A 23,770-nucleotide genomic window follows, 5' to 3' on the forward strand; every position below is an offset into this window, starting at 1 on the left:
TAATAGATTACTGATTTGAAGATAAAGAATAGCCTTTCGTGTCTGATTTATGGATAAAAAAAGAGACCAAATCTGTATACGAATTGGTCATCTCATTCATATGCTCATTATATTGTTTCTCCTTGTCAACGGACCCGTTACTTTTACTAGTAACATTTTTTGGTTCACGTTGCTTCTTGCTGCTGCTCTTCAAAGATACGAAAGCCTCTTTTTTCTAAAGCTTTTGCAAGGCTGTGTTCAGTATTTACTTTTGAGAAATCAATGCCGAGTTTCACTACAGTTTGAGCGATTTCTGGACGAATACCTGATATAATCGTCTCAATTCCTAGCAACTTCGCACTATCAACCACTTTAAACAGCTGATAAGCAACCATCGTATCAACAACGGGAACGCCAGATATATCAATAAATAAATGGGTTAGACGCAGTCTAGATGCCTGTTCTAGTACTGATTCCAAAATGATTTTCGCCCGGTACGTATCAATTTCACCAATCAGCGGCAAAATACCGATCTCTTTTGAAACTGGAATAACAGGCGCACTAAGCTCTTGAATCATTTCTCTTTGTGCATTAAGCTGATTGATTGTCACGCGGTCATACTCTTCTGATAAACGCGCAATCATATCATCAAATGTAGCGTGAAAATGCTGATTCCAATCGCACACATCTTTGAGTGTCACTTCAAGCTCCGTTTGTTGTGTAAAGGTCTCAATTCTGGAACAAAAAATGTGGCGGAACACCTTAAATTGTCCGATGATTTCATATAAAGGTACTTCATGAACAGCTCGATCGCGGGCAATATCAACTGACCACTTTTTTAGATGATCTTCTACTTTATCTGATAGCGTGACTAACGTTGCTGCAATGGTTTGGATAAATGCTGTGTTTTGTTCTTTCAGCTTCTTTTCTGTCTCCTCTGAAGCATGTTTGGAATATAATGAGCCTTCTTCTGTTCTTGTTTTCAGCCATTCTTCGGTCATGACAGGGGCTTCTTTAAGAATAAATTCATATAATTGCTCAGATTTTTCATTTTTCATTTCTGTCGTTCGCTCCTTTTTCACTTACAACTAGTGACAACCAACTTTTTATGTATAAATGACCGTAGATGGTGAACAATAGCATTACACGTTTCATATTGGGCTATAGCCAAGTGGTAAGGCAATGGACTTTGACTCCGTGATCGTTGGTTCGAACCCAGCTAGCCCAGTTCAGCACAAAAACGAAGACGGCTGAAACATCATTCAGCTGATCTTCGTTTTTGATTAGGAAACCGATTGATGAATCGCTTTCTTTTTTGAAATTTTCATGAGTTCTCCTGGATTATAGCCGACCACTAATTTATTTCCATCAATGATAATAGGTCTCCGGAGCAGCTTCGGTTTTTCAATGAGAAGCTGAAGTACCTCATTTACTTTTAGATCATTAATATTTAAATTTAAGCTTTTAAAAGCTTGGCTTCGAGTAGCTAAAATTTCATCCATTCCTTCTGTTGTTAAGGAAAGGATTTTTTTCAATTCGTCTAGTGTTGGCGTTTCTCTGAAAAGGTGACGCTCTTTAAAATCAATTTGATTCGCCTTTAACCAATGTTTTGTTTTGCGGCAAGACGTGCAGCTTGGGTATGAATAAAAAGTAATGTCACTCATTAGTCTTCCTCCTTAGGTCGTTAACCTTTTCTCTTATGGACTAAGTACCCTCATGCATTTAGGCATAAACACTTTTTCATCACTTTTTCAAAAAAATTTTTTCTAACGAAAGAATGAATGTTCACACGTTGTCAAAAATGTAAATGTTTACATAACAAGTGATCATCAGCTATAATATGAATCAAAGGGGTTTTTTAAGGGGAGGGAAAGAAATGAATCGCATGTTCCGCGTTCTTGGGTTTTGGACGGGTATTTTTGCTGTCATGTTCTATTTAGGACATATGAAAGATGCATCCTTGCTGTTCTTCGGTCAAACCGTTCTTTTTGTATTTTTATCCTACTTGAATTTATCCGAAAGAATGTATATTTACATTTTCGGAGCGTACTTGACGATTTTCTTTGCCGGATTTACATATTATTCGATTTTCATCATGGTTCCCGGTACCGGACATTAATAGAAAAAAGCATCTCCTTTGAAAGAGATGCTTTTTTCGTGCGTGCTATTATAAAGAAAACCCATTGATAAACGGATTTTGCTCCTGTTCTGTAAGCACAGTTGTTTCCTCTCCATGTCCACTTAACACAAGAGTTGATTCTGGCAATGACAACAATTTGTCATGTATCGATTGAAGCAGCACTTCTTGATTACCGCCAGTTAAATCAGTTCTCCCGATACCGCCTTGGAATAAAGTATCACCAGAAATGACAAATCCCTCTTCCGCTGAATAGTAAGACACACTGCCAGGTGAATGACCTGGTGTGTGGAACATTTCTAATGTAAACGATCCAATTTGAAGAGGTCCTTCTGACGTAATCAATTGTTCAGCTTCTTTGACCGTAATTCCGTTACCAATTAGTCGAGCTGAACCGTTTAGCTGAGCATTTGTCAGCCATTCTTTTTCCTTTTCATGGACATAAAGCGGAATTCCCCATTCTTGACGCACCTCATCTGCTGCACCAATATGATCAAAATGGGCATGTGTCAATAAGACAGCAAGTGGTTTCAGCTGTTTTTCTTTCACATAAGAAATTAGCTTTTGCGCTTCGCCGCCTGGATCAAAAATTAAACATTCTCCCTGTTCATTTTTCCAAATATATGCGTTCGCTTGCACATAGCCTAGCGGCATTCTTCTCCAATTCATTTTCATCACCTACTACTTTTTTCATTCTTTTTTATTATGAAGGCTATTCAATAAAAATTCAAACAATCGTCAACTTGAATGTACTCGACAAGCTTTATGAAAACGGTTAAAATGAAAAGAAAGGAAATCAAGGGGATTGATGACAAAGGGGGACTTTCATATGATGCTCGTCATTATTTTTGGTCTAGTCACGATTTTAGCCGCTCTCGGCATCTATCGCTCACTCAAAAAAGTGAACGTACTGGCCATTGCTTTCGCTGGCGCCACATTTTTGGTTTTTGGATGGTTTACCGTCATGACCATCATCTATAGCGGTTATCCAACTGCACATTAAAAGCCTGCAATAAGCAGGCTTTTTCTATTGATTCAAATGTTTATTCACGCTTTCTAATTTGCTTGAAAGGGTGGTCGTTTGATCTCTTCTGTCATCTATGCGGATATTGGTTGCTACTCGGTGTAAACCCTTTTCAAACGGAGCTTCATGAATACGCTGAATGACCTCAAATAAAACGGATAGCTCCCCTTCAATTAATGTATTCATTGGTGTGAGCTGATATTTGATTTTCCCTTCTTGTTGAAAGCCCTCTAACAATCTTTGTACGTCTGCTACATATGCACTCACGCTTGGTGTCTCAGTGCCTATTGGAATGATGGTGACATCTGCTATTGCCATGGTTCTTGCTCCTTTCAATGACATCCTATTTCTTTCTCGTTCTCATTGTAACCCATCGTGATTCAAAAATGCCATGATCATGTGGCGTTTAAGCTTGGTTTGTCCCGTTCTATCGTCAAATCTGCTCTCTCTACCTTCCCAATCTTTGTGAAAAGGAGTAAGCATATACCTGAAATAGCCTCTATCAGTCCTCCTGCTGCAATGACATAACCTGAACCGAATAACGTCGCCATATAACCACCAATGAGAGCGCCTAACGGTATCATTAAATAAGAGATCATGTTAATAATCGCATACACTTGTGGCTGATCCTCCGCTTTTACTGACAATTGAATCATTGTATGTTCAGGTACATTGACTGCACTGATGGCTGCACCTAAGGCAAATGCAGATATAAACACAAGTGGTAATAAGGCATTCATCCCTGTAATGAAAAATGCAATTCCATCAACGATCCCTGCCCCGATAAACAACAGACCGTATCGATTCACTTTCACCTTTGTTAAAACGAATCCCATCAAAAATGCACCTAATGCCGTGGTCACTTTGATGAATGAATATACTACTGGTCCACTATGTAAATCTTCTGTTAAATAAATAACCGACAATGCCTCCCACGGTGCCGCAGCAAAATTGGAGCAGACACAAAAAATGGCTAATGGAAACAAAATATGATGACTTTTCACAAGTGAAAATCCTCTTATTAATCGTTTTCCGTATGATAATCCTTTTTTACCTTTATCCATGATCGCTTCCGTTTTATATGTAATCAGCAAAACCAGCAAAGCGGACATGAGGTAAAGAGGAATAATCACAAGCATTGTATATCCTACCCCTACAAATGCAATCATGACACCACAAATCGTCACAGTCACAAGCCTGACCACATGACTGGCTGATTGAATGGTTGCATTCGCCTTTTGTATCACATCTTCATGCACAAGCTTTGGAATAATGGACACCGAAGCTGGTTCATAGGAACCACCAGTCGCTGAATGCAGCAACATACCGCCAATGATGAGTGCCAAAGGAGAAAAATCATAAAAGTAACTCACCACAATCACAAGTATAATCGCCGCCCGAGTTAAATCAGCAAAGCACATCCAAAATTTCAATTGATGCGGCTTCATCATTGGGGTAATAAACGGCCCAATAATGGCTTGAGGGACAAAACTAACGGCAATAAAAAATGCTGTTCCAATTGCTCCTTTTCCCCCTAGCACTAAAAGCCACAAAATGGTGTTAAAAGACAAACTATCAGCAGTAATTTTACACATTTTAGAAACAAATAGATAAGTAAAATTCCGTTTCCACAGGCTTTGAGCATTCAATCATCGACATCTCCCTAATTCATATCCTTTTTTTTACATCCACTCTTTCACAATAGCTTACAGGAATGCTCTCGTCAATCACATCAGCACGGTTTTTATTGACCATAAGAAATTGATTGGTTTGAACGTATTAAATGATTGTTGACAAAGGGCGAAAATGAACTTGATTTTAGCCCTTTGTCTTCTTTTCAGCGTGATAGAAAACCTTTGCAACCCTAGGAAGGACGAGTACTGACGCGGAGTGAATTTCACATTCGTGAGCACCGGCACGCAGGACTGACAAAGAATGCGAGGGTTTGTCTACACGCTGAAAGCACCGATTAGGTGCTTTTAATACTTACATGCTTCCCACAATAACCGCTTTGTTTTTTCATAGATCGAATCAAATTGACTCATAGAAAGCGGGTTCTTTCCTCGCCCAAGTTCCACCGTATAGCCCTCACTTTTACATTGATAAATAAACCAATCTCGATAACCTGCATAGCTATCAAGATATTGAATCGCTTTGTAACCGCTCACCCGTTCTAACCGTTCGACCGTCTCTTTTGAAATGGCCGGTTCGTGGCCAAGAAAACCCCAGTATATCTCTTCTCCTTGTGTATGAAGGGCAATTAACCGGTCAAAGCGTTTTCGTAAGGCGAGATGTGCCATTGCTTTCGCTTCTGGTTCTGTTAACGGCTGATGCCCTGGGAAATCCCTATAAGACGGTGCCTTCGGCTTATTACGATAATATTCGATTTCCCAATAAGCAGGAAATTGATTGTTTAAATCAATTCCTCGAATATTCGCCTTCCATTCTCGATAATCGGAAAATCCACCATTTAGCGGTGCGAACTCCTCACGGCACAGCCCTAAAGATTCTGGACCATTGCGAACCAAATCAACACCGTCTGGATTTACCATCGGGACAATAGACAAAGCAGTGGTCTGCAATATACGAACCGCTTCATGATGTCTTGCTTGCACTGGGTCCGAGGCCGCTAAACAAAGTGATTTAAGCCATTTTAATAAAACGGAGGTCGTGATCCATTCATTTGCATGAAAAGAGGCATTAACATGTATGGAATGTAAATGTTGTACAGGCTCCGTACGGATTTCATAAATGGGCGTATCAAGCACTGATTGACCAATCACACTCATCTGAAGAAAAGGAAAAACAGCTTTCAAATATTGAAGCTCTCGTTCTAAGTGAGCGCTATCATATTCAAATGTGCCGCTGATCCAATCATCTGATTGCTGGAGCCGGTAAGGCGCAATGAAGCTTTGCACCTCACCTACCGATTGAAATGAATGGGTCCCTTCTGGAAGTCTATACCCCGGTAAAAGGAGGTGCTCCGTATTTGACTGATTGGACAAACGGAAAGCTTCTTTTCCTATACCAAGCTGCTTTGCCACATCCTCCTTCCTTGCCTCATCCAGATGCCATTCAATTGTGCCAAACGACTTTTTCATTTACATCCCTCCTCTTACACTATATGAACCAGTAAGTAAAAAAAGAAAACCTCTGCATGTAAATAGCAGAGGTTTTCTTTTAAATTAAGACGCCTTTTTTAGCTCAGTGTCATCTTCTTTTTTAGATGGTGAATGGTCCGAGTTGTTTCGGTCATAAAATCTAAGGAGATCTCCATAGATAATTTGATCAGAGAATTGAAGCTCTTGTTTTGCCTTTTCTTCATAAGACTGACAACCAGACTCATCTTCTCTCGGCTCACCCGTTTCTTTGTTGTAGCACACACCAGCTGTGAAAACACTGTCCTTCGTAATAAAACTTCCATCTCGAAGCACTGTGAAGTCATTTGTATCTTTTGATAATAGGTCATGACCAAATTGAATTTGCTTACTTGTATCGATTCCTAGAAGGTTCATGACTGTTGGACGGATATCTACTTGCCCGCCAACTGTATCAATCTCTTTTGGATGTTTATCCGTGATACCAGGAATGTGTACAACAAATGGTACTTTTTGAAGCTGAACTTCTTCAAAAGGTGTAATGTCTTTGTTTAAGAATTGTCCCATTGCTTCGTTATGGTTTTCAGAAATCCCGTAGTGATCACCATATAACACAAAAATGGAATTATCGTATAACCCTGCTTCCTTCATTTTTTTAAAGAAAAGCTTTAGTGCCTCATCTTGATAACGCACTGTAGGGAAGTATTTGTTCAACGTTTTGCTCTTTGAGTCATATTCATCAATGAGCTTATCTTCTTCATCTAAGTCAAATGGAAAATGGTTCGTTAATGTAATCAATCTCGTATAGAACGGTTGCGGGATCGTTTTCATTAAATCTACTGACTGCTCAAAAAACGGACCATCTTTTAGTCCCCAGCCAACTGAATTTTCTTCATTTACATCGAATGATTTAATATCAAAAAATTTGTCGTAGCCAAAGCTGTCATAGATCAGGTCACGGTTCCAGAAACTTTTGTTATTCGCATGAATAACAGAAGAATGATAGCCTTCCTCTTTTAACAACTCAGGTGCGGCTTTGAACTCGTTGCTTGGATTTGTGAAAAATACAGCTCCTCTTCCAAGTGGATAGAGTGAATTATCAACAATAAACTCGGAGTCGGATGTTTTCCCTTGACCCGTTTGATGATAGAAATTACTGAAATTGTAGCTTTTCTTGATCAATTTGTTTAAGAACGGCGTGATCTCTTTCCCATTCAATTTTTCATTGATCACAAAGCTCTGAGTAGACTCAAGCGATACTAAAATGACATTTCGTCCTTTTGCTTGACCAAACGTCTTTTCATTACGGTCTGTTTGATTTGCGCTTACATAGTTTTCAATTTCAGTTAAGCTATTGCTGTCGGCAAGTGCTCGCTGAGCGGATTGCTTCGATTGCAGAACCCCATCATAAATATGGAAGTTATATAAGCTGATGTTTTTCACTAGCATCTCACGGTCAAATGAACGAGTTAACAGCTCTGGTCTTTCTGTTTCAGCCAAACCAAGGTTAAAAAAGAAAGTGGCTGCAACAAATAAATAATAAGCTGCACGTCCCTTACGTGAAATCGTTACATCTGTTCTAAAGGAAGGCTGTTTTTTATAGAGCCAAATTAAAATGATGATATCAACAAACATCAGAAAATCAACTGGTTCAATTAAAGAGGTAATACTTGACCCGAGGTCACCCATATTGTTTGTTTGAAATAGGACGGGGATGGTTAGAAAATCACTGTAGAATCGATAAAATACAATGTTAGCTAATAAAATAAATGTCAGAACAAAACTCATCACGATGATATATCGATTGCGATTTTTTTCTTTAAAGAATAAACCGATACCGAAGATAAACAAAAGAAAGCTAAGCGGATTAATAAACAGGATAAATTCCTGCATGAAATTTTCAATTTTGATATTAAAACTAGATTTATAGATAACATAGGTTTTCACCCACATTAACAAAGTCGCAATCAGTAAAAATGAAATCGCCTTTAATCTTTTCTTTCGCATTGTAACCTCCTTATGCTAAAAACGCACTCAGGTTAGGGACATCCCCAATTATTGGTGCTTCTTCAAAAATAACTAAAGTATATCTTATCCTGTCTATGCTGGAAAATCAATGTCTTTTTCCCCATGACAAACTTATGAATATGCTAAACATTCAATTTCATGCCTATCTATCGCTGATTTTAATAAAAATGACATCATTATGACATTTTTGTTCAAGACAGCCACTTGTTTTTTGCCATCCATGCACCGCCGATCACGCCTGCATCGTTTCCTAGTGAGGCAATCACCACTTCAACATCCTCAGCACATGGCGGGAAGGCATGATGTTTGACGACACGCTCTACTTTACTGCGAAGAAGCTCGCCCGCTTTAGATACACCGCCGCCAATGACGATTTTTGTTGGGTTTAAGGCACTGGCTAGATTCGCAAGGACAAGACCAAGATGGGTTGTTACTTCATCTACGACATGCATCCCAAGTTCGTCTCCGTTTTCTGCTGCCTCAAATACATCCTTTGCAGACAGCGAAGTAAGTGAGCCAAGTGATGATGTATGGCTCTTTGTTTGTAATGTATCTTTTGCGATTCGGACGATACCTGTGGCAGACGCAATGGTTTCAATACAGCCTGTTCTCCCGCAGTTACATGGTGCTCCTTGAAATGGAACGGCACAAATATGACCAATTTCTCCACCAGCACCTGTTTCGCCTTGAACCACTTCTCCATTGACAATAATACCGCCGCCAACCCCTGTGCCCAGTGTAACCATCAGGATGTTTTTGGCGCCATCACCTGCACCCTTCCACATTTCACCGAGTGCAGCAATGTTCGCATCATTTTCGATGACAGATGGAAGTCCTGTCTCTGCCTCTAAATGGTCTTTCAAGGGATAGTTTGTCCAGCCCAGATTCGTTGTTTTATAGACAATTCCGGATACTTTATCCACTGGTCCAGGTGCCCCCATACCGATCCCAATTAGGGCTGATTTCGGCATGCTGATCTCAACTAGTTTATGGTCAATTGACTTGGCAATGTCGACTGTAATTGTCTGCCCAGATTTATCCGTAGGAATCTCCCACTTATGCTGAATTTCACCATAAAGATTAATAAACGCAAGCTTAATTGTCGTACCGCCAAGATCAACTCCTACAAACCAATCCCCTGTCATATGTCCTCCACCTTCACATTGTTTTTCGATTTAATTTGGCTAGTTCCATTTGAAGGATGGTCATTGCGTTTGACCATTCAGTTCGATCGATGATGCCCGATGTGTACATTTCCTTCAATTCATCTGCCATAAATTCTAATTCCACTTCACGATCTCCGAAATACACGTAATTTCCAAATCTCATGAGCAGCTGCTGTACATCATATAACGTTTTCATTATTTTCACCATTTCTCTAAATCAACAGATAGGATAAGCGTATTCATAAATACGCTTTCAGTCAAGTCATTCAACGTGTTTGAGTGTTTTCAATATATTGTTTCAACTTTAAAAATTGGTCATTTTGCGGATCTTGTTTTAATGCTTTTTTGATGAAGTCGTCTGCTTCCGCTGTCTCGCCTTTTTCTACATACAACAACGATAAGTGATACAATTTATTCGGCTCATTTGGATCTTTTTCAAGCGACTTTTGCAAATACTCAATGGCCTTGTCAAGATGTCCAAGCTGCGCTTCGGAAAGCGCATATATATGAAGTGCTTCAGCAGAGGCATCCTTTTGCTTTACATATTCCTCTAGACGCTGACTTGCTTCGCTATAGTTCTTTTCATCAAATAAACTTGCTGCCTCGCTAGTTGCCGCCGCTTCTTTTTGATCGTCTGAATGAAACCCTGTATACAATCCAAAGCCGCCAATAAGGAGGAGAAGAAGACTAGCAAGAAGCATTTTGACAGGCTGAAACTGTTTAGGAAGACGGACCGCTAAAGCGGCTAAAAATCCGCCAGCAAGCCCCCCAAGATGCCCTGCATTATCAATCCCTGATACAGTAAAACCTATCCCTAAGTTGATGAGGATAATCACGATAATATTTGTCCCCATCGTACGAAAGAAGAGCTTCCGGTTAGAGATCGCTAAATATAGCAATGCGCCTAAACAGCCAAAGATCGCACCTGATGCTCCTGCTGCGATGGCTGTATTAAACACAAAGCTCGCTATGGAGCCAAAGATGCCGGAAATTAAATAAATTAGCAAAAATCTTCCTGAACCATAAATTCTCTCAACAGCCGCTCCAACGGACCAAAGAGCAAATGTATTAAAGAGTAAATGCGTCAAACCAATGTGTAAAAACATAGGTGTCACAAAACGCCACCATTCACCCTCTAAAATCAGCACATTATTTTTCGCACCGAATGCTGTTAAAGTGGCTGTATTGGTACTTCCACCAGATAATTCAAGTAAAAGAAACATCACCACTTGAACTGCGATTAACAAGTAGGTAAAAATCGGTCTGCCATTTTGAAAAACGGCCCGTTCTCGTTCACGTTGCTTTTCCTGATCTTGAAATGCCTGAAGCACGTTCATTTTAAGCTGCATCACATCTTCGGCTGTATCTGCCTTCGCCTCTTCTACATCAATCGAGAGTGATGTATTCAGCCATTTTTGCAGCTCGTGTCCATCGTTTTGAAGGGTTTCTTCATTCAGTAAAACAGGTGTCACCGTCACCTTTTGTTGTTTTTGCGGTTGACCGTTTATGTCTTCCCAATCATCTACTGGATGATCAGCTGTAAATTGTAGCTGCAGGAGATGGAGAGAACGTTTACGCATGGCTTCTCTCAATTGATTCATCCGAAAGGCCTGCTCTTCCATATCTCGAACGATCTCCTGTCTAAAATTCACATCTCTTCTATAGAGACGGATGAGATCATATCCTGAGTTTCGTGGTGCTTCAAAAAAGATTTCATCTTCTGGGTACGGACTTTGAATCATCTCGTATCCTTTTTGTCTGAGTTCATCAATCACTCGCCAAAATAGACTATCTATGACATTCATTCATTCGCGCTCCATTTTTTACATTATTATAGCAAGAATTACTCTTATACGCATTTCTCAACAAAAAAATCCCGGCTTTTGCGGGATTAGAATGCTTGGCGAATAAATTTCGTCCGAAAATATGGGATTTTCATCAGCCATTTAATAAAAAAGTGACGCACTTGGTTTTGACCTAAGATCAAATTCATGAGCCGATAACGATTTTGCACAAGAACGAATGCAAACAGTGTGAACACAATGCTCCAAATCATTTTATTCATCATATTCCCTCCTATGTTCGTATCGTGGCTTAAATAGGATTTGTTTATGCATGAACCATCATTTTTATCTCTTACCATGCGATCTACTTTCACACTCTAATCCCTTGTTCTTTTGATTGAATATAATAGAACTCTTCAAACTCTGATTGATCATAAGAAACGTCAAATTGATGAAGGGCGATTAAATCTTTGAACGCTTTGATATGCTCTCTTCTTATTTTTCCGACTCCAAAAAAATCAAGGTGTGTATGCCAAAAATAAACCCATGAATCATGTTCGAGTTGTAAGTCAAAAGTATTCACTTCCTCCCACAAATTACGGAAGTATCTTTTCTTTCCTCGAAATTTTTTCATATATGACTCCTACTAGCTAAAATGCCCTGAGCTAATGAAACGAGCTCAACACAAAAAGCCCGTTTTTGGACAATGAGCGGGCTTTCACTTTTGATATAACGTACCTTTTTCACTGACAATCATAGATACCGGTATGTCGTGCGCTTCAGCCGGAATATGCCTCGTCTGCTGTAAAGACAAACAAAGGGCAATGGTTACGCCGTGGTAGTCCGCTAAGTAGCGATCATAATAGCCCCCACCAAACCCAATCCGGTAACCACGTTGATCGAAGCACACCCCAGGGACAATGATCAAATCAATGGCTTCTTTATGAACAGCTGTAGACTCAAGAGGGTCTGGCTCCAATAGTCCAAAGTAGCTGGATGTCATCTTTGTTTCAGGTGTATATTCATAAAACACCATCTCTTTTGTTTTCGGAAAACAGGTGGGAATACAAACTGTTTTTCCTTCTTCCCACGCTTTTTCAATCAGAGGCATTGTCGGTATTTCTTTTCCCCTAGACATAGTCAAAGCAAGCGTTTTCGCCTGTTTCCATTCTGGCAGTTGCAACAAGTGTTCATGAAGTAGAGAAGCGTGGCGATTGAACTCTTCAGCGCTTATCTGATCAAGCATGGCCAATGTTTGAAGGCGGAGCTCCTTTTTCATACAGGTTCATCTCCCATCATAAAAAAACAGCAGGAAAATTCCCTGCTGCTTACTTTGTTTCACGATGTAAAGTTTGTTTTTTATCACGTGAGCAATACTTTTTGAATTCAACGCGATCTGGATTGTTTCGCTTATTCTTTTTAGTAATATAGTTACGCTCACCGCATTCAGTGCAAGCTAGAGTAATATTTACGCGCATGTTTTTCCCTCCAAACTAAAATCAATTCACATTCAGACCTAACTATAATACCACTTCTAGCTAAGGAATGCTAGAATGTTTTTTCACCAATTTCATTTTTCAATGCATTCCACCCGCATCCTGATCCATATTGTCTGGTCATGTGATGAAAAATCGCCTTCTCCCCTATAAAAACACGTTCTTTGTCGTACTGTATACATAAGAACCCCCTCTTTGTTCCACAGCTTTTTTTCATCTGATCCGTCTTCTTTTATTTTAACAGCGGGCAAGGTTTTCATACTTGGTTTCCCTATAAAAAGAAAAATGATGAAAAAAAGGTGATTTTTTCAGCAATTCCTTTTGAAACTAGCTTTTTTATGGTATAAAAAAGAAGGGTCGAAAACTGTCTGAAACAATCATGAGAGCCTTTTTTGGCTTTCAGCATTAAAATATGAATAAAAGGTGATGAAACATGGAAATTGCAATTATCGGATTGCTTGTTGTCAGTATTGTACTGATCGCATTCTCATATTTTCAAAGAGAGCCGATTAAAGAAGTCGAACAGGAACTTGAAACACTTCAACTATCTGCAATGCAAGAAATCTATAAACTGAAAAAGAAAATGAAGGTTCTTGAAGAAGAATTGCTTGAAACAAACATCGTTGTCCGCAAGCATTCAGAAATTGATCCATCTATTGCAAGACAAATCATTTCAAAGCATCAAAATGGCATGTCTCCTGAGGCGATTGCGCGCGCTGAGCATGTATCTGTAGAAGATGTGAACATGATCATTAAAGACAACGAGAGGGTGCTTGTATGACGAAAAAAAGCATCCAAACGTTTGCAGCAGGTATGATTCTTGCAACTGGTGTTCTGGCGATCGTCTTTTTCCTTACTGGAAAAGATGAAGCGGCAGCTGATTCTACAACAAAAGAAACCCTCGCAGCGAAAGTGACAGACACTGACGTGAAAAATTACTTAGACTCTAAAAAAGAAGTCTCCGTCAGCCGTGAAACATATCAACAACTTCTTGATTATAAAGAAAAAGCGCTGAAAGCAAATGAAGACGGCGATTCTCAGAACGATAAACAAACAACGGACAAGCCAAAAGGCAAAACGGTTAAATTCGTGATTAAAAACGGTATGAGCACAAGTGATGTTTCAGACATGCTTGAAAAGGACGGAATCATCAACTCGTCTAAAGATTTTAATGATTATGTGATAGACGCAGGCTACCATAAAGAAATTCGTGCCGGCAAATTCAATTTAAAAACAGGTATGACATTCAAACAAATCGTCAAAGCCTTAACAAAATAACATCAAAAACCCGCTGGCGGCATTGACCTCCAGGGGTTTTTTGATTATCCAAATCGTCCTGATATATAATCATTTGTTCTTTGATCATTTGGCTCTGAGAACATCACATTCGTATCATTGACCTCAACAAGCTCGCCCATTAAGAAGAACGCTGTTCGGTCTGATACCCTTGCCGCTTGCTGCATATTATGCGTCACAATGGCAATCGTATATTTCTCTTTCAGTTTCATGATCAATTCTTCAATCTTTAATGTTGAAACAGGGTCAAGCGCAGATGTTGGTTCATCCATTAATAGAATATCCGGGCTTGTGGCAATGGCTCTTGCGATACAAAGACGCTGTTGCTGACCGCCGGAAAGACCTAATGCAGGCGCACTTAATCGATCTTTCACTTCATCCCAAAGGGCAACATCACGAAGCGCTTTTTCAGCGATTTCTTTCAATTGCTGCTTGCTCTTCACCCCGTGAATTCTTGGCCCGTAGACGACATTATCAAAGATAGATTGAGGGAATGGGTTTCCTTTTTGAAAGACCATCCCGACGTTTTTACGCAGTTCCACTAGATCGACACGACCTTTTAAAATATTGTCACCGTTATACATCATATCCCCGGTGATTTTCACACCTGGCACTGTTTTGACCATGAGATTTAAGGTCTTTATAAATGTTGACTTTCCGCAGCCGGACGGACCGATAATCGCTGTGACCTCATGCTCTTTAATGTCTAAATCAATATGCTTCAGTGCGTGATGCTGTCCGTACCAAAGGTTCATATCATTCACACGAAACACTTCTTTTTTGGCTGTTTCAGTTGCTACTGCATTCATCAAAATCCACCCGCCTTATCCGAATCGACCATTAATATAGTCTTCTGTTTTTTGCTGCGCAGGACGTGTAAAGATACGTTCAGTCGCATCGTATTCCACTAGATCACCGTTCAGGAAAAAGGCTGTATGATCAGATACACGTAACGCTTGCTGCATATTGTGTGTGACAATGACAATCGAATAATCATGTTTTAATTCCGATAATAGTTCTTCAATTTTTGCATTTGAGATCGGGTCTAAGGCAGAAGCCGGTTCATCTAATAAAAGCACGCTAGGTTTCATCGCAAGGGTACGTGCAATACAGAGGCGCTGCTGCTGGCCTCCTGATAATGATAAGGCAGAGCGGTGCAAGCGATCTTTGACCTCATCCCATAGCGCTGCCTTTGTTAAACTTTCTTCTACCGCATCATCAAGCACTGATTTCCTTTTTTCACCCGCATATTTTAGCGCATGTGTAATGTTGTTGTAGATGGATTTAGGAAATGGATTTGGCTTTTGGAAGACCATCCCGATTTCTCTTCTTAAATTCACCACATTAATACGGTCATCCAAAATATTTAACCCTTCGTACATGATCGCCCCTTCACTTCGTGCACCTGGAATTAGGTCGTTCATGCGGTTAATGCTGCGTAAAAAAGTCGATTTTCCGCACCCTGATGGGCCGATTAATGCCGTAATTGCATTTTTTTCAATTTCAAATGAAATTTGATTGACTGCTTTTTTTTCACCATAATAAATACTTAAATCCTGCACCTGTAGAATCTGTTCCGCTTGAAGTGGAGCCTTTTTTGCTGCAATCTCTTTTTTTTCTGCTAGCATTTGAACCATATCCCCTTCACACCTCTCACTATTTATTTTGACGTAAGCTTCTTATGAATAAATGAACCAAGCCATCTAGCTGCTAAGTTGAATACTAATACAGAGAGCACAAGTACGGCTGATGCACCATTTGCAATGGCCTCTGCATCTGGAATAATCCCCTGTGTATTGACGTTCCATATATGAACGGCTAATGTTTCTGCCGGTCTAAAAATATTTAGTGGTGACGTATCGGAGAAAGGACTCCAGTTTGTAAAATCAAGACGCGGTGTTGAAAGACCTGCTGTGAAAAGAAGAGCAGCCGCCTCACCGAAAACTCTTCCCGATGCTAAAATTGCTCCAGTTATAATGGATGGAATCGCACCTGGGATCAGAACCGTCTTCACTGTATGCCACTTTGTCACACCGAGCGCAAGCGATGCTTCCTTTTGATCCTTCGGTACAGATCGAAGTGCATCTTCTGTCACCCTGACCATCACTGGCAGATTAAAGACAGTCAGCGCAAGGGCTCCTCCGATAATCGTATAGCCCCATCCTGTTAAATTAACAAACATCAGCAAACCAAACATACCGATGACGATCGATGGCAGAGAAGATAACACTTCAATACATGTACGAATAAAATCAGTCACTTTGTTTTGAGGTGCATATTCTGCCATGTACACCCCGCCGCCCACGCCAAGAGGCACGGTAAACAGCATCGTAATAAATAGAATGTAAAACGAGTTAAACAGCTGATCCCTAATACCGCCACCAGAGCCAATCGCACTTGAGCGGGTAGTCAAAAAGTCAAAATTTAATTCTTTGGCACCGTTGAAGATGATATAAGAAAACAAGCCAACAAGTATCGCCGTAATAATGGCGGCACATAATCCAAAAACGATTGTGGCAAAACGATCGGTCATTTTGCTATTCATTAAATCTTCCTCCTAGATGACAAGTATCTGATAATGAGTATGAACATAAATGATACAACTAGAAGGACAAGTCCCATTGACCAAAGTGTATTGTTTTCAACACTTCCATACGTTGTATGTCCCATGTTTAACGTAATAATGGTTGTTAATGTACCAGCTGTGTCCATAATACTTTCTGGTAGATTACGCGTGTTTCCAATGACCATCTGAACGGCAAGGGCTTCTCCAAATGCTCTTGCCATTCCAAGCACGACTGCTGTCATTAATGTCGGAAGCGCTGCAGGTACAAGAACACGTCTGATCGTTTGCCATCTTGTTGCACCTAATGCATACGATCCCTCACGTAAACTTTTTGGAAGTGAAGCCATTGCGTCAGTTGCAATGGATGTAACAGTTGGCAGAATCATAATAGACAGGACAATCGTTCCTGCTAACACACTGTGCCCTGAACCGCTTGACTTGAAGTGTCCAATAAACGGCACCAATACTGTAAGACCTATGAATCCGTAAACAACGGATGGAATCCCTACAAGCAGTTCAATCACTGGCTGGAGAATTTTCCGTCCCCATGCAGGTGCAATTTCTGTCATAAAGATCGCTCCTGCGATGCCTAGCGGTGCTGCTATGAGTGCTGATAGAAGCGTGACAGCGATTGATCCAAAGATAAATGGAAATGCGCCGTATTGCGGATTTTCTGCTGTAGGGTTCCAATTGATACTGGTTAAGAACTCAATTGGGCTTACACCATTTACGATGAAAGATTGTAAACCCTTAATGCCAAGGAAGATTGTGATGGCAATTGATACAGCAATCATTAAGAATGCGCAAAATTTCACCAAAATACTTCCTCTTACTTCATCCATTTGCCTATTTTTTTTCGAGCTGATCAGTCGATCGCTCGCTTCTGTATGTTCTATCTGTTTCATCTTTTTCTACACTCCTATGAATGTCATAAAAGGAAAAGTGAAAAGCTCCACTTTTCCTTCATCATCAATTCAAGACCTTTTACTTATCTGTTTGTTTGCCTGTTGCGTCTCTTTCTACTTTCATATTAGAGACTGAGATGTAACCTTGGTCTTTAACGATTTCTTTTTGTACTTCGTCACTCATCAAGTAATCTAAAAATTGTTTTGCTAAACCTTCTGGCTCACCTTTTGTATAAGAGTGCTCATATGCCCAAATTGTATATTTACCGCTTTCTACATTGCTTTCTTCTGGTTTCACACCATCAATGCTAAGCGGTGTAATTTTGTCATCTGTTAAATAAGAGAATGCTAGGTACCCAATCGCACCTGGTGTTTCTGCAATCAACTTTTTCACTGTGTTTGAAGAATCCTCTGTGATTCCTTCTGCAGGTGTCGCGCCGTCAAGTGCATATTTCACAAATGTTGCACGAGTTCCTGATGAGTCTGGTCTGTTCACAAGTGTGATTTTTTGGTCTTTCCCGCCAAGCTCTTTCCAGTTTTTGATTTTACCAGTGAAGATTTTTTTCAATTCGTCCTTTGTGATGTCTTTGACACCAACTTCAGGGTTAACAGCTGCCGCCATTCCAACAACTGCTACTTTGTGGTCTTTTAAAGCTTTTGCGTCGATTCCGTCTTTCTCTTCTGCGAATACATCTGAGTTCCCAATTTGTACAGATCCTTCTGATACTTGAGAAAGTCCTGTTCCTGAACCGCCGGCTTGTACTTGAATATCGGCTTTTGGATGTTTATCCATGAATTTTTCTGCTGCCGCAAGAACTAAAGGCTGCATCGCAGATGATCCTGAGATGGTAATGGAACCTGATGCCTCATCTTTGTTTGAAGCATTTCCTTTACTGTCTTTTGAATCTCCGCTTGAGCTGCTGTTTCCGCATGCTGTGACGAATGCTAACAATGCGATAGTAAGGAAAGTAAGCAGCCATAATTTGTTCTTTTTCATTTCAAGAATACCCCCTGAATAATTTGTCCTACGAGTAATACATTAAAGGTTCTTTATTAATTTCGTTTAAATGGAATGTTAAGGTTTTGTAAATGTCGAAGATTTGTAGAGAAATTGCGGGGTTTTTTATGATTTTTGTCAATTTATATCGAAAAGTTTGAAGAAAATATAAAAAAACGCCCACAAAAAGTGAGCGTTTTTACCTAGAATAGGTCTAGTTATTTGTTTCTGCTTCATTTTCAATTTTGTTTTTGTTCTTCGCTTGTGTATCATTGCTTTCCTGTTTTGATTTCAGTTCAAAGTACTTGTCTAATACTTGTTCACCAATATCATTTGTAATCGGATAGCGCTGGTTGTAATCTTGATACACCCAAGGCACGACAACTGAAATCGCTACTTCTGGATTATCAGCAGGCGCATACGCAACAAGTGTTGTGTTATACGTTGGTGTGCCGCGTTTGCTTTTAATCGGGCCGTCATAGAATGATTGAGCGGTCCCTGTTTTGCCAGCTGGATTGTATTTTTTGTTGCCAAAGTTCGAATATGCTGTCCCTCTTGGGTTCTGCATCACAAGCTTGAATCCTTGCTGTACGCGTTTGATCTCATCACTTGTCATATCGAGCTTATTCAGTACATCCGGCTTGACGGACTCTGTTACAGCCCCAATGCCTCTTTGCGGATCTGGCTCTCTCACTTCTTTTACGAGCTGAGGACGTAACCGATAGCCGCCATTGGCAATCGTAGAAACGTATTGCGCCATTTGCAGCGGTGTAAACGTGTCATATTGTCCAATCGCATAGTCAAGTAAAAGACCGGATTGTGTAGACGTTCCACGATAGCCAGTTGCTTCGTTTGGCAGGTCAATACCTGTCTCCACTCCAAGACCAAATTTACTAAAATTGTAACGGAACGTATCAAACGCCTTTGTATCAATTGGGAGCGGCTGATTCTTACGATATTCCCCTTTCCCAATTGCAATCGCTGTTTTAAACATATACACGTTTGATGAACGTTCTAGTGCGGTTAAATCATTAATGAGTCCCATATTTTGATAGGATTTTTTCGGCGGTGACTGAGCGATATAGAGCGGTTCATCGTATTGGGTGCTTCCAATATGAAGGACGCCTGTTTTATAACCTGTCAGCACAGTTGCCCCTTTTACTGCTGATCCCATCGCATATGATGATGTCATCGTTCCTAGTGCATAGTCATCAAATTTGTATGTCCCATTCTTATTGGTAATCTGTTTACCCGCAATCGAGAGCACTTCCCCATTTCTCGGGTCCATCATGACAACAAACGCACGATCAAGAAGTTCTGTGCCGCCTCTTTGCTTCGCACTTTTCAAGTTCTTTTCGATGATTTTTTCCACCGCTTTTTGCAGCTGAATATCAATCGTCAGCACAAGGTCTTTCCCGCTCTTTCCTTCTGTTAACACTTTAGAGCTTGTGACATTGCCTTCTTTATCTGTTGTACTTTGTTCTTTTTCTTTTTGACCTTGCAGGACATCTTCATATTGATATTCAAGATAGCTTTTTCCTACACGATCATTTCGGCTGTAGCCGAGGGATAGATAATGTTCAAGCAGTGACGATGGAAGACCTTCATCACTTGAAGACACACTGCCGAGCATACTGCGGAGCAGTCCTTTATAAGGGTAGCTGCGTGACCAGTCTGTTGTGACATCTACACCTGGCAGTTCGTCCAAATGCTCAGAGACGTAAGCAATTTCACTTGGTTTTACATCTTCATTTTTAATGAATTGAGGCGTAAGTGCATAGCCTGCATCCATTTGTCTTTTAATCGCAAGCACTTGCAAATCTTTTTTCGTCAGTTGATTTAATTCCTTGTCTGTGATGCGTTTCAGCTGGAGCTCGTATAGTTTATCATCAGAGACCTTATCGTCACCCTTTAAATCGGCTTCTTTTTGAACAAGCTTTTTCGCTTCATTCGGATGGGTTAAGATCCAGAAATCTTTTTTATCACGATCTGTGATTTTCTTCGTACTTACGTGAATCATATCTGCTAATTTTGTTGCCACTTTGAGCCGCTCTTCTTGTGAAGTCGTCGAGGTTCTCGTATATGTAATGGCATTTAGCGCTTTATTGCTGACAATCGTGTTATAGTTTCGATCATAAATTTTTCCGCGCGGAGCAGATGAGCTGACATTTACGTCTTCTTGTTTTTCTGCCTGCTTTTTATAATCTTCTCCATTCACAATCTGCACAAAACCGAGTCTGACCACAACACCGGTAAAAATAATGAACGCAGCTAAAAATAATAAATTCAGCCGGATCGGAAGTGTTTTGCGCCCTTCCTTCGCGTCTTTTTTGTTTTTCTTGTTTCTCATCACATCACCTTTTCTATCAAGAAAGAAATGGCACCCCTTTTTGTGTATAAAAGGTGCCATCATCATTTTAGCGGTTTTTCTATCATTTATCTAGAAATTTGATGTTCCATTGGTAAGAAATTTTACCTTTCTCCCTTCATAAGGTTCGTTTGAGAAACAGGCTTTTGACCGTCAGCCTCTTCTATATCAGCTGTTTTCTCTTTTAAATGAATGTCCTTTACAAAATAATAAATAAGGGTGTGCCCCGCTCCGAGTACGACAAGTGAAGCAGGAATCCCAAGCCGATCACCCAGTAAGGTGACAGATAAAAGAAAAAAGACAATCGAACAAATACGCCCTGCATTTAAAAATAGTTCTCTGACGACAATATATTCAATTCGGGCTTTCCTTGCATATCTGGCATGACCGATGACATCGTAAGTTAAAGAGACATACGGAACAAGCAGAAGCGGGTAGCCGATCGCAATGGCTACTGCGTACATAAGCAGTGATACATAGGACAAGTGAAAGACGATTAAAAATAAAGCGCCGTATAAAATAAGCCCGCCAAACATAATCGCTTTTTTACGCCATTTTTTCTTAATCAAACGGGTAGCAAAAAAATAGGCAAAAAAGGCAACACCTGAATTGACTAGACCAAATGTGCCTAAAGCAAGCTCACTGTTTGTTGCAATAAACACAAAGACACTGATTAAAAAGACAAACACGCCTTCACGGAGCCCCTGAAAAAAGTGAGCAGTTGTGATCTTACGCCAATTCTCGTCCGCATGGCGCTCTTTCCAAATTTGCTTAATGATAAATTTTCCTTTTGATTGTCTCCTCTTGAGGAAAAAACTCATCACCACCGCTAGTGAAAACAAAAAAAGCGATAAAGTGAAAATCACTGTATAGCCTGTATCATCCGTTAATTGAGAAATCACAATTCCTGCAATGAGCGGCCCGATCATACCGGCTGTAGAGGTAAGTACTCCTAAAAATCCATTAAAGAAATCCCTTGTTTCAGGTTCAGTAATCTCAAAAGTGAGCACGTTAAAGGCAAGCCAGTAAAAACCATAGCCGATTCCAAGCACACTGCCTAATAACACGAGCCTAGCTGCCGCTTGCTCTCCTGCCATGAGAACAATTAAGTAAAAAGCGGCTAGGAAGATGACACCGAAACGAAGGACAAATGCACGATCTATTTTTTTAGCGAGCCGACCAGCAAATAAAAAGGTAATGGGCTGAAGGACAACTATCGCCAAGTTATAAATCGCAAGGTCTGTAAATCGCCCAGACTGTTTCCATAAATACACGTTCACAAACGTATTCGAAAGCGCAATCGCAAGTGCGTATAATCCGCCAATCGTGAGGAGGAGCAATAAATCTCTTGTGACATCCATGTCCCCGAACATTTTCTTTAATCTGCTCATATCATTCATTCTCCTTTTCTACACAATAGTCTGTCTCATCAAAAGGCAGATATGTAAAAAAAGGAGGGAAAATATAAAAAGACCCGCTCTCAGAGAGAAGCAGGTCTTTTCAAATCAAATCATTTATTTAGCTTCGCTGTAAAGGCGAGCCACTTCATCCCAGTTCACAACATTCCAGAATGCTGAAATGTAATCAGGACGACGGTTTTGGTAGTTTAGGTAGTAAGCATGCTCCCAAACGTCTAGTCCTAGGATTGGTGTTTTTCCTTCAGTTAAAGGAGAATCTTGGTTTGGTGTGCTTGTGATTTCAAGTTTGCCATTGTTCACAACAAGCCATGCCCAACCAGAACCAAAGCGTCCTGCAGCTGCTGCAGCGAAATCAGATTTGAATTTTTCAAATCCGCCTAATTCTTTTTCGATCGCATCTGCAAGTTCACCAGTTGGTGCGCCGCCACCGTTTGGTGAAAGAAGCGTCCAGAATAATGAGTGGTTTGCATGTCCTCCGCCATTGTTACGTACAGCTGTACGAATGTTTTCAGGCACAGAGTTCAAGTTAGCCACTAGCTCTTCAATTGATTGATCTTCAAGAGCTGATACACCTTCGATTGCTTTGTTTAAGTTTGTTACATAAGTGTTATGGTGTTTTGTGTGGTGAATCGTCATTGTTTCCTTGTCGATATGTGGTTCTAATGCATCGTAAGCATATGGTAATTCTGGAAGTTTAAAAGCCATGGTTAAATTCCTCCTTAGAAATGTATGTACTGAAATGCTTCCTTAGTAAGCAAGCAATTCACCCTAATCAAAGAGTATCAAAAGAAACGGCTTGTTTCAACGTTATTGCTCATGATCTGAAACATTTCAGTGTTTATTTTGTATTTAACCCTTCAGAAAGAGTGTTAAACACCGATTTTCCATTTAGCGAAGCACATAAAACAAAAAGATTCCCAGCATCAGTGCTTGAATCAACCCTTTTGCAAATACGCCTGACACAAAACCAATTAATGAGCCAAGCCCAACTTTCACACTTGTCTTCAGATCTTTTTGATGAACGAGCAGCTCTGCGATGACACTGCCGATAAATGGACCAATGATAATTCCAGCAATCGGAATCACAAAAGGACCGGCTAAAAGCCCAATGGTACTTCCCCAAATGGCCGCCCGGCTACCGCCAAAGCGTTTCACCCCAATCAGATTGGAGACATAATCCGCGGCAAATAACACAGCTGTAAACATGGCTTGAATGAGCCAAAAGGTGAGCGTCAATTTCTCAAAGCTAAAAAAGAGCCCATATAAAATAAACCCAAGAACCATGAAAACCACACTAGGAATGATTGGATAGACAAGTCCCACAAACGCAATGATAAATGCACAGCCGATCAAAATCCAATACAGCACGTCCAATCCGCTGCCGCCTCCTTTTTATATGCTGTATACATTATGCCTCATTCCTTCTATCTTAACCAGTAATGAAGGCCGTACTTGTACTGGATGGATAGACATTGATACAATGTGAGAAATAGAAAAGAATGTAGGAA

General features: G+C 40.2%; 27 protein-coding genes and 1 tRNA gene. 5 read left to right on the top strand and 23 right to left on the bottom strand.

From position 1 onward, the window contains the following. Nucleotides 1-164: 164 nt before the first annotated feature. Nucleotides 165-1,037: an STAS domain-containing protein gene (locus NST24_RS11640; protein WP_035390819.1), complete on the bottom strand. Its 873-nt coding sequence runs from the start codon at nucleotides 1,035-1,037 to the stop codon at nucleotides 165-167. Between the two features lie 99 nt (nucleotides 1,038-1,136). On the opposite strand from NST24_RS11640, the gene NST24_RS11645 reads away from it, so the two are divergent. Continuing rightward, a tRNA-Gln gene (locus NST24_RS11645) sits at nucleotides 1,137-1,207 on the top strand. Nucleotides 1,208-1,262: 55 nt separating this feature from the next. On the opposite strand, the gene NST24_RS11650 is transcribed toward NST24_RS11645, so the two are convergent. Further along, nucleotides 1,263-1,643, bottom strand: coding sequence for a Spx/MgsR family RNA polymerase-binding regulatory protein (locus tag NST24_RS11650; RefSeq protein ID WP_007501232.1), 381 nt, complete (start codon nucleotides 1,641-1,643; stop codon nucleotides 1,263-1,265). A gap of 212 nt (nucleotides 1,644-1,855) precedes the next feature. On the opposite strand from NST24_RS11650, the gene NST24_RS11655 reads away from it, so the two are divergent. Then, a complete protein-coding gene (locus tag NST24_RS11655) occupies nucleotides 1,856-2,098 on the top strand; it encodes a DUF2626 domain-containing protein (protein ID WP_003217440.1) in 243 nt (80 codons plus the stop codon). Between the two features lie 48 nt (nucleotides 2,099-2,146). Here NST24_RS11655 and NST24_RS11660 read toward each other — a convergent pair whose 3' ends face one another. Then, nucleotides 2,147-2,785, bottom strand: a complete 639-nt coding sequence (locus NST24_RS11660) for an MBL fold metallo-hydrolase (RefSeq protein ID WP_202734344.1) — start codon at nucleotides 2,783-2,785, stop codon at nucleotides 2,147-2,149. Nucleotides 2,786-2,945: 160 nt separating this feature from the next. Between NST24_RS11660 and NST24_RS11665 the strand changes: the two genes are divergently transcribed. After that, entirely contained in the window at nucleotides 2,946-3,119 is a 174-nt protein-coding gene (locus tag NST24_RS11665; protein ID WP_003217333.1) for a DUF2759 domain-containing protein, read from the top strand. Between the two features lie 24 nt (nucleotides 3,120-3,143). Here NST24_RS11665 and NST24_RS11670 read toward each other — a convergent pair whose 3' ends face one another. The 11 genes from NST24_RS11670 to rpmG all read right to left on the bottom strand — a co-directional run bounded on the left by NST24_RS11670 (nucleotide 3,144) and on the right by rpmG (nucleotide 12,694). Further along, nucleotides 3,144-3,458 (bottom strand): MTH1187 family thiamine-binding protein, encoded by a 315-nt coding sequence (locus tag NST24_RS11670; RefSeq protein WP_017367597.1) that lies wholly within the window; start codon nucleotides 3,456-3,458, stop codon nucleotides 3,144-3,146. Between the two features lie 77 nt (nucleotides 3,459-3,535). Continuing rightward, nucleotides 3,536-4,789 carry an MFS transporter gene (locus NST24_RS11675; RefSeq protein ID WP_048001385.1) on the bottom strand — a complete coding sequence of 418 codons (1,254 nt, stop codon included), beginning with the start codon at nucleotides 4,787-4,789 and terminating at the stop codon, nucleotides 3,536-3,538. Nucleotides 4,790-5,119: 330 nt separating this feature from the next. Beyond that, the gene (locus NST24_RS11680; RefSeq protein WP_056705261.1) at nucleotides 5,120-6,241 is read right to left on the bottom strand and encodes a M14 family metallocarboxypeptidase; all 1,122 of its coding nucleotides are present in this window, start codon (nucleotides 6,239-6,241) and stop codon (nucleotides 5,120-5,122) included. 84 nt (nucleotides 6,242-6,325) lie between these two features. Next, complete coding sequence (locus NST24_RS11685; protein ID WP_342461799.1) at nucleotides 6,326-8,245, bottom strand: LTA synthase family protein; 1,920 nt, start codon at nucleotides 8,243-8,245, stop codon at nucleotides 6,326-6,328. Nucleotides 8,246-8,457: 212 nt separating this feature from the next. Beyond that, entirely contained in the window at nucleotides 8,458-9,411 is a 954-nt protein-coding gene (locus NST24_RS11690) for an ROK family glucokinase (RefSeq protein ID WP_008342319.1), read from the bottom strand. 13 nt (nucleotides 9,412-9,424) lie between these two features. Next, entirely contained in the window at nucleotides 9,425-9,628 is a 204-nt protein-coding gene (locus tag NST24_RS11695) for a YqgQ family protein (RefSeq protein ID WP_008342322.1), read from the bottom strand. Nucleotides 9,629-9,698: 70 nt separating this feature from the next. Beyond that, nucleotides 9,699-11,237: a rhomboid family intramembrane serine protease gene (locus NST24_RS11700; RefSeq protein ID WP_342461800.1), complete on the bottom strand. Its 1,539-nt coding sequence runs from the start codon at nucleotides 11,235-11,237 to the stop codon at nucleotides 9,699-9,701. Nucleotides 11,238-11,323: 86 nt separating this feature from the next. Then, a complete protein-coding gene (locus NST24_RS11705) occupies nucleotides 11,324-11,497 on the bottom strand; it encodes a hypothetical protein (RefSeq protein WP_017367602.1) in 174 nt (57 codons plus the stop codon). Nucleotides 11,498-11,586: 89 nt separating this feature from the next. After that, nucleotides 11,587-11,850, bottom strand: a complete 264-nt coding sequence (locus tag NST24_RS11710) for a hypothetical protein (protein WP_342461801.1) — start codon at nucleotides 11,848-11,850, stop codon at nucleotides 11,587-11,589. An 84-nt stretch (nucleotides 11,851-11,934) separates the two neighbouring features. After that, complete coding sequence (locus NST24_RS11715) at nucleotides 11,935-12,495, bottom strand: 5-formyltetrahydrofolate cyclo-ligase (RefSeq protein WP_342461802.1); 561 nt, start codon at nucleotides 12,493-12,495, stop codon at nucleotides 11,935-11,937. 49 nt (nucleotides 12,496-12,544) lie between these two features. Beyond that, nucleotides 12,545-12,694 (bottom strand): 50S ribosomal protein L33, encoded by a 150-nt coding sequence (rpmG, locus tag NST24_RS11720; protein ID WP_008360061.1) that lies wholly within the window; start codon nucleotides 12,692-12,694, stop codon nucleotides 12,545-12,547. A gap of 451 nt (nucleotides 12,695-13,145) precedes the next feature. On the opposite strand from rpmG, the gene NST24_RS11725 reads away from it, so the two are divergent. Together NST24_RS11725 and NST24_RS11730 are read left to right on the top strand one after the other, a co-directional pair. Then, nucleotides 13,146-13,493 carry a hypothetical protein gene (locus NST24_RS11725; protein WP_003217285.1) on the top strand — a complete coding sequence of 116 codons (348 nt, stop codon included), beginning with the start codon at nucleotides 13,146-13,148 and terminating at the stop codon, nucleotides 13,491-13,493. Next, nucleotides 13,490-13,990, top strand: a complete 501-nt coding sequence (locus tag NST24_RS11730; protein WP_008342335.1) for an endolytic transglycosylase MltG — start codon at nucleotides 13,490-13,492, stop codon at nucleotides 13,988-13,990. Before NST24_RS11725 ends, NST24_RS11730 begins: the two co-directional genes overlap by 4 nt. Nucleotides 13,991-14,034: 44 nt before the next feature. Here NST24_RS11730 and pstB (NST24_RS11735) read toward each other — a convergent pair whose 3' ends face one another. From pstB (NST24_RS11735) to NST24_RS11775, 9 genes are all read right to left on the bottom strand, one after another. Then, nucleotides 14,035-14,817: a phosphate ABC transporter ATP-binding protein PstB gene (pstB, locus tag NST24_RS11735; RefSeq protein WP_017367606.1), complete on the bottom strand. Its 783-nt coding sequence runs from the start codon at nucleotides 14,815-14,817 to the stop codon at nucleotides 14,035-14,037. Nucleotides 14,818-14,832: 15 nt separating this feature from the next. Continuing rightward, nucleotides 14,833-15,636: a phosphate ABC transporter ATP-binding protein PstB gene (pstB, locus tag NST24_RS11740; RefSeq protein WP_186365908.1), complete on the bottom strand. Its 804-nt coding sequence runs from the start codon at nucleotides 15,634-15,636 to the stop codon at nucleotides 14,833-14,835. Nucleotides 15,637-15,668: 32 nt separating this feature from the next. After that, the gene (pstA, locus tag NST24_RS11745) at nucleotides 15,669-16,553 is read right to left on the bottom strand and encodes a phosphate ABC transporter permease PstA (RefSeq protein WP_007501259.1); all 885 of its coding nucleotides are present in this window, start codon (nucleotides 16,551-16,553) and stop codon (nucleotides 15,669-15,671) included. Continuing rightward, nucleotides 16,553-17,479, bottom strand: coding sequence for a phosphate ABC transporter permease subunit PstC (pstC, locus tag NST24_RS11750; protein WP_017357999.1), 927 nt, complete (start codon nucleotides 17,477-17,479; stop codon nucleotides 16,553-16,555). Before pstC ends, pstA begins: the two co-directional genes overlap by 1 nt. A 79-nt stretch (nucleotides 17,480-17,558) precedes the next feature. Continuing rightward, entirely contained in the window at nucleotides 17,559-18,476 is a 918-nt protein-coding gene (locus tag NST24_RS11755) for a phosphate ABC transporter substrate-binding protein (protein ID WP_017367609.1), read from the bottom strand. A gap of 214 nt (nucleotides 18,477-18,690) precedes the next feature. Next, complete coding sequence (locus tag NST24_RS11760; protein WP_017358000.1) at nucleotides 18,691-20,826, bottom strand: penicillin-binding protein 2; 2,136 nt, start codon at nucleotides 20,824-20,826, stop codon at nucleotides 18,691-18,693. A gap of 122 nt (nucleotides 20,827-20,948) precedes the next feature. Continuing rightward, nucleotides 20,949-22,235: an MFS transporter gene (locus NST24_RS11765; RefSeq protein ID WP_008342348.1), complete on the bottom strand. Its 1,287-nt coding sequence runs from the start codon at nucleotides 22,233-22,235 to the stop codon at nucleotides 20,949-20,951. Between the two features lie 123 nt (nucleotides 22,236-22,358). Further along, the gene (sodA, locus tag NST24_RS11770) at nucleotides 22,359-22,967 is read right to left on the bottom strand and encodes a superoxide dismutase SodA (protein WP_007501264.1); all 609 of its coding nucleotides are present in this window, start codon (nucleotides 22,965-22,967) and stop codon (nucleotides 22,359-22,361) included. Between the two features lie 183 nt (nucleotides 22,968-23,150). Next, nucleotides 23,151-23,636 carry a DUF456 domain-containing protein gene (locus NST24_RS11775; protein WP_007501265.1) on the bottom strand — a complete coding sequence of 162 codons (486 nt, stop codon included), beginning with the start codon at nucleotides 23,634-23,636 and terminating at the stop codon, nucleotides 23,151-23,153. Nucleotides 23,637-23,770 lie beyond the last annotated feature (134 nt).

It is taken from the genome of Bacillus sp. FSL R5-0286 (assembly GCF_038593245.1).
Lineage (GTDB): Bacteria > Bacillota > Bacilli > Bacillales > Bacillaceae > Bacillus > Bacillus altitudinis.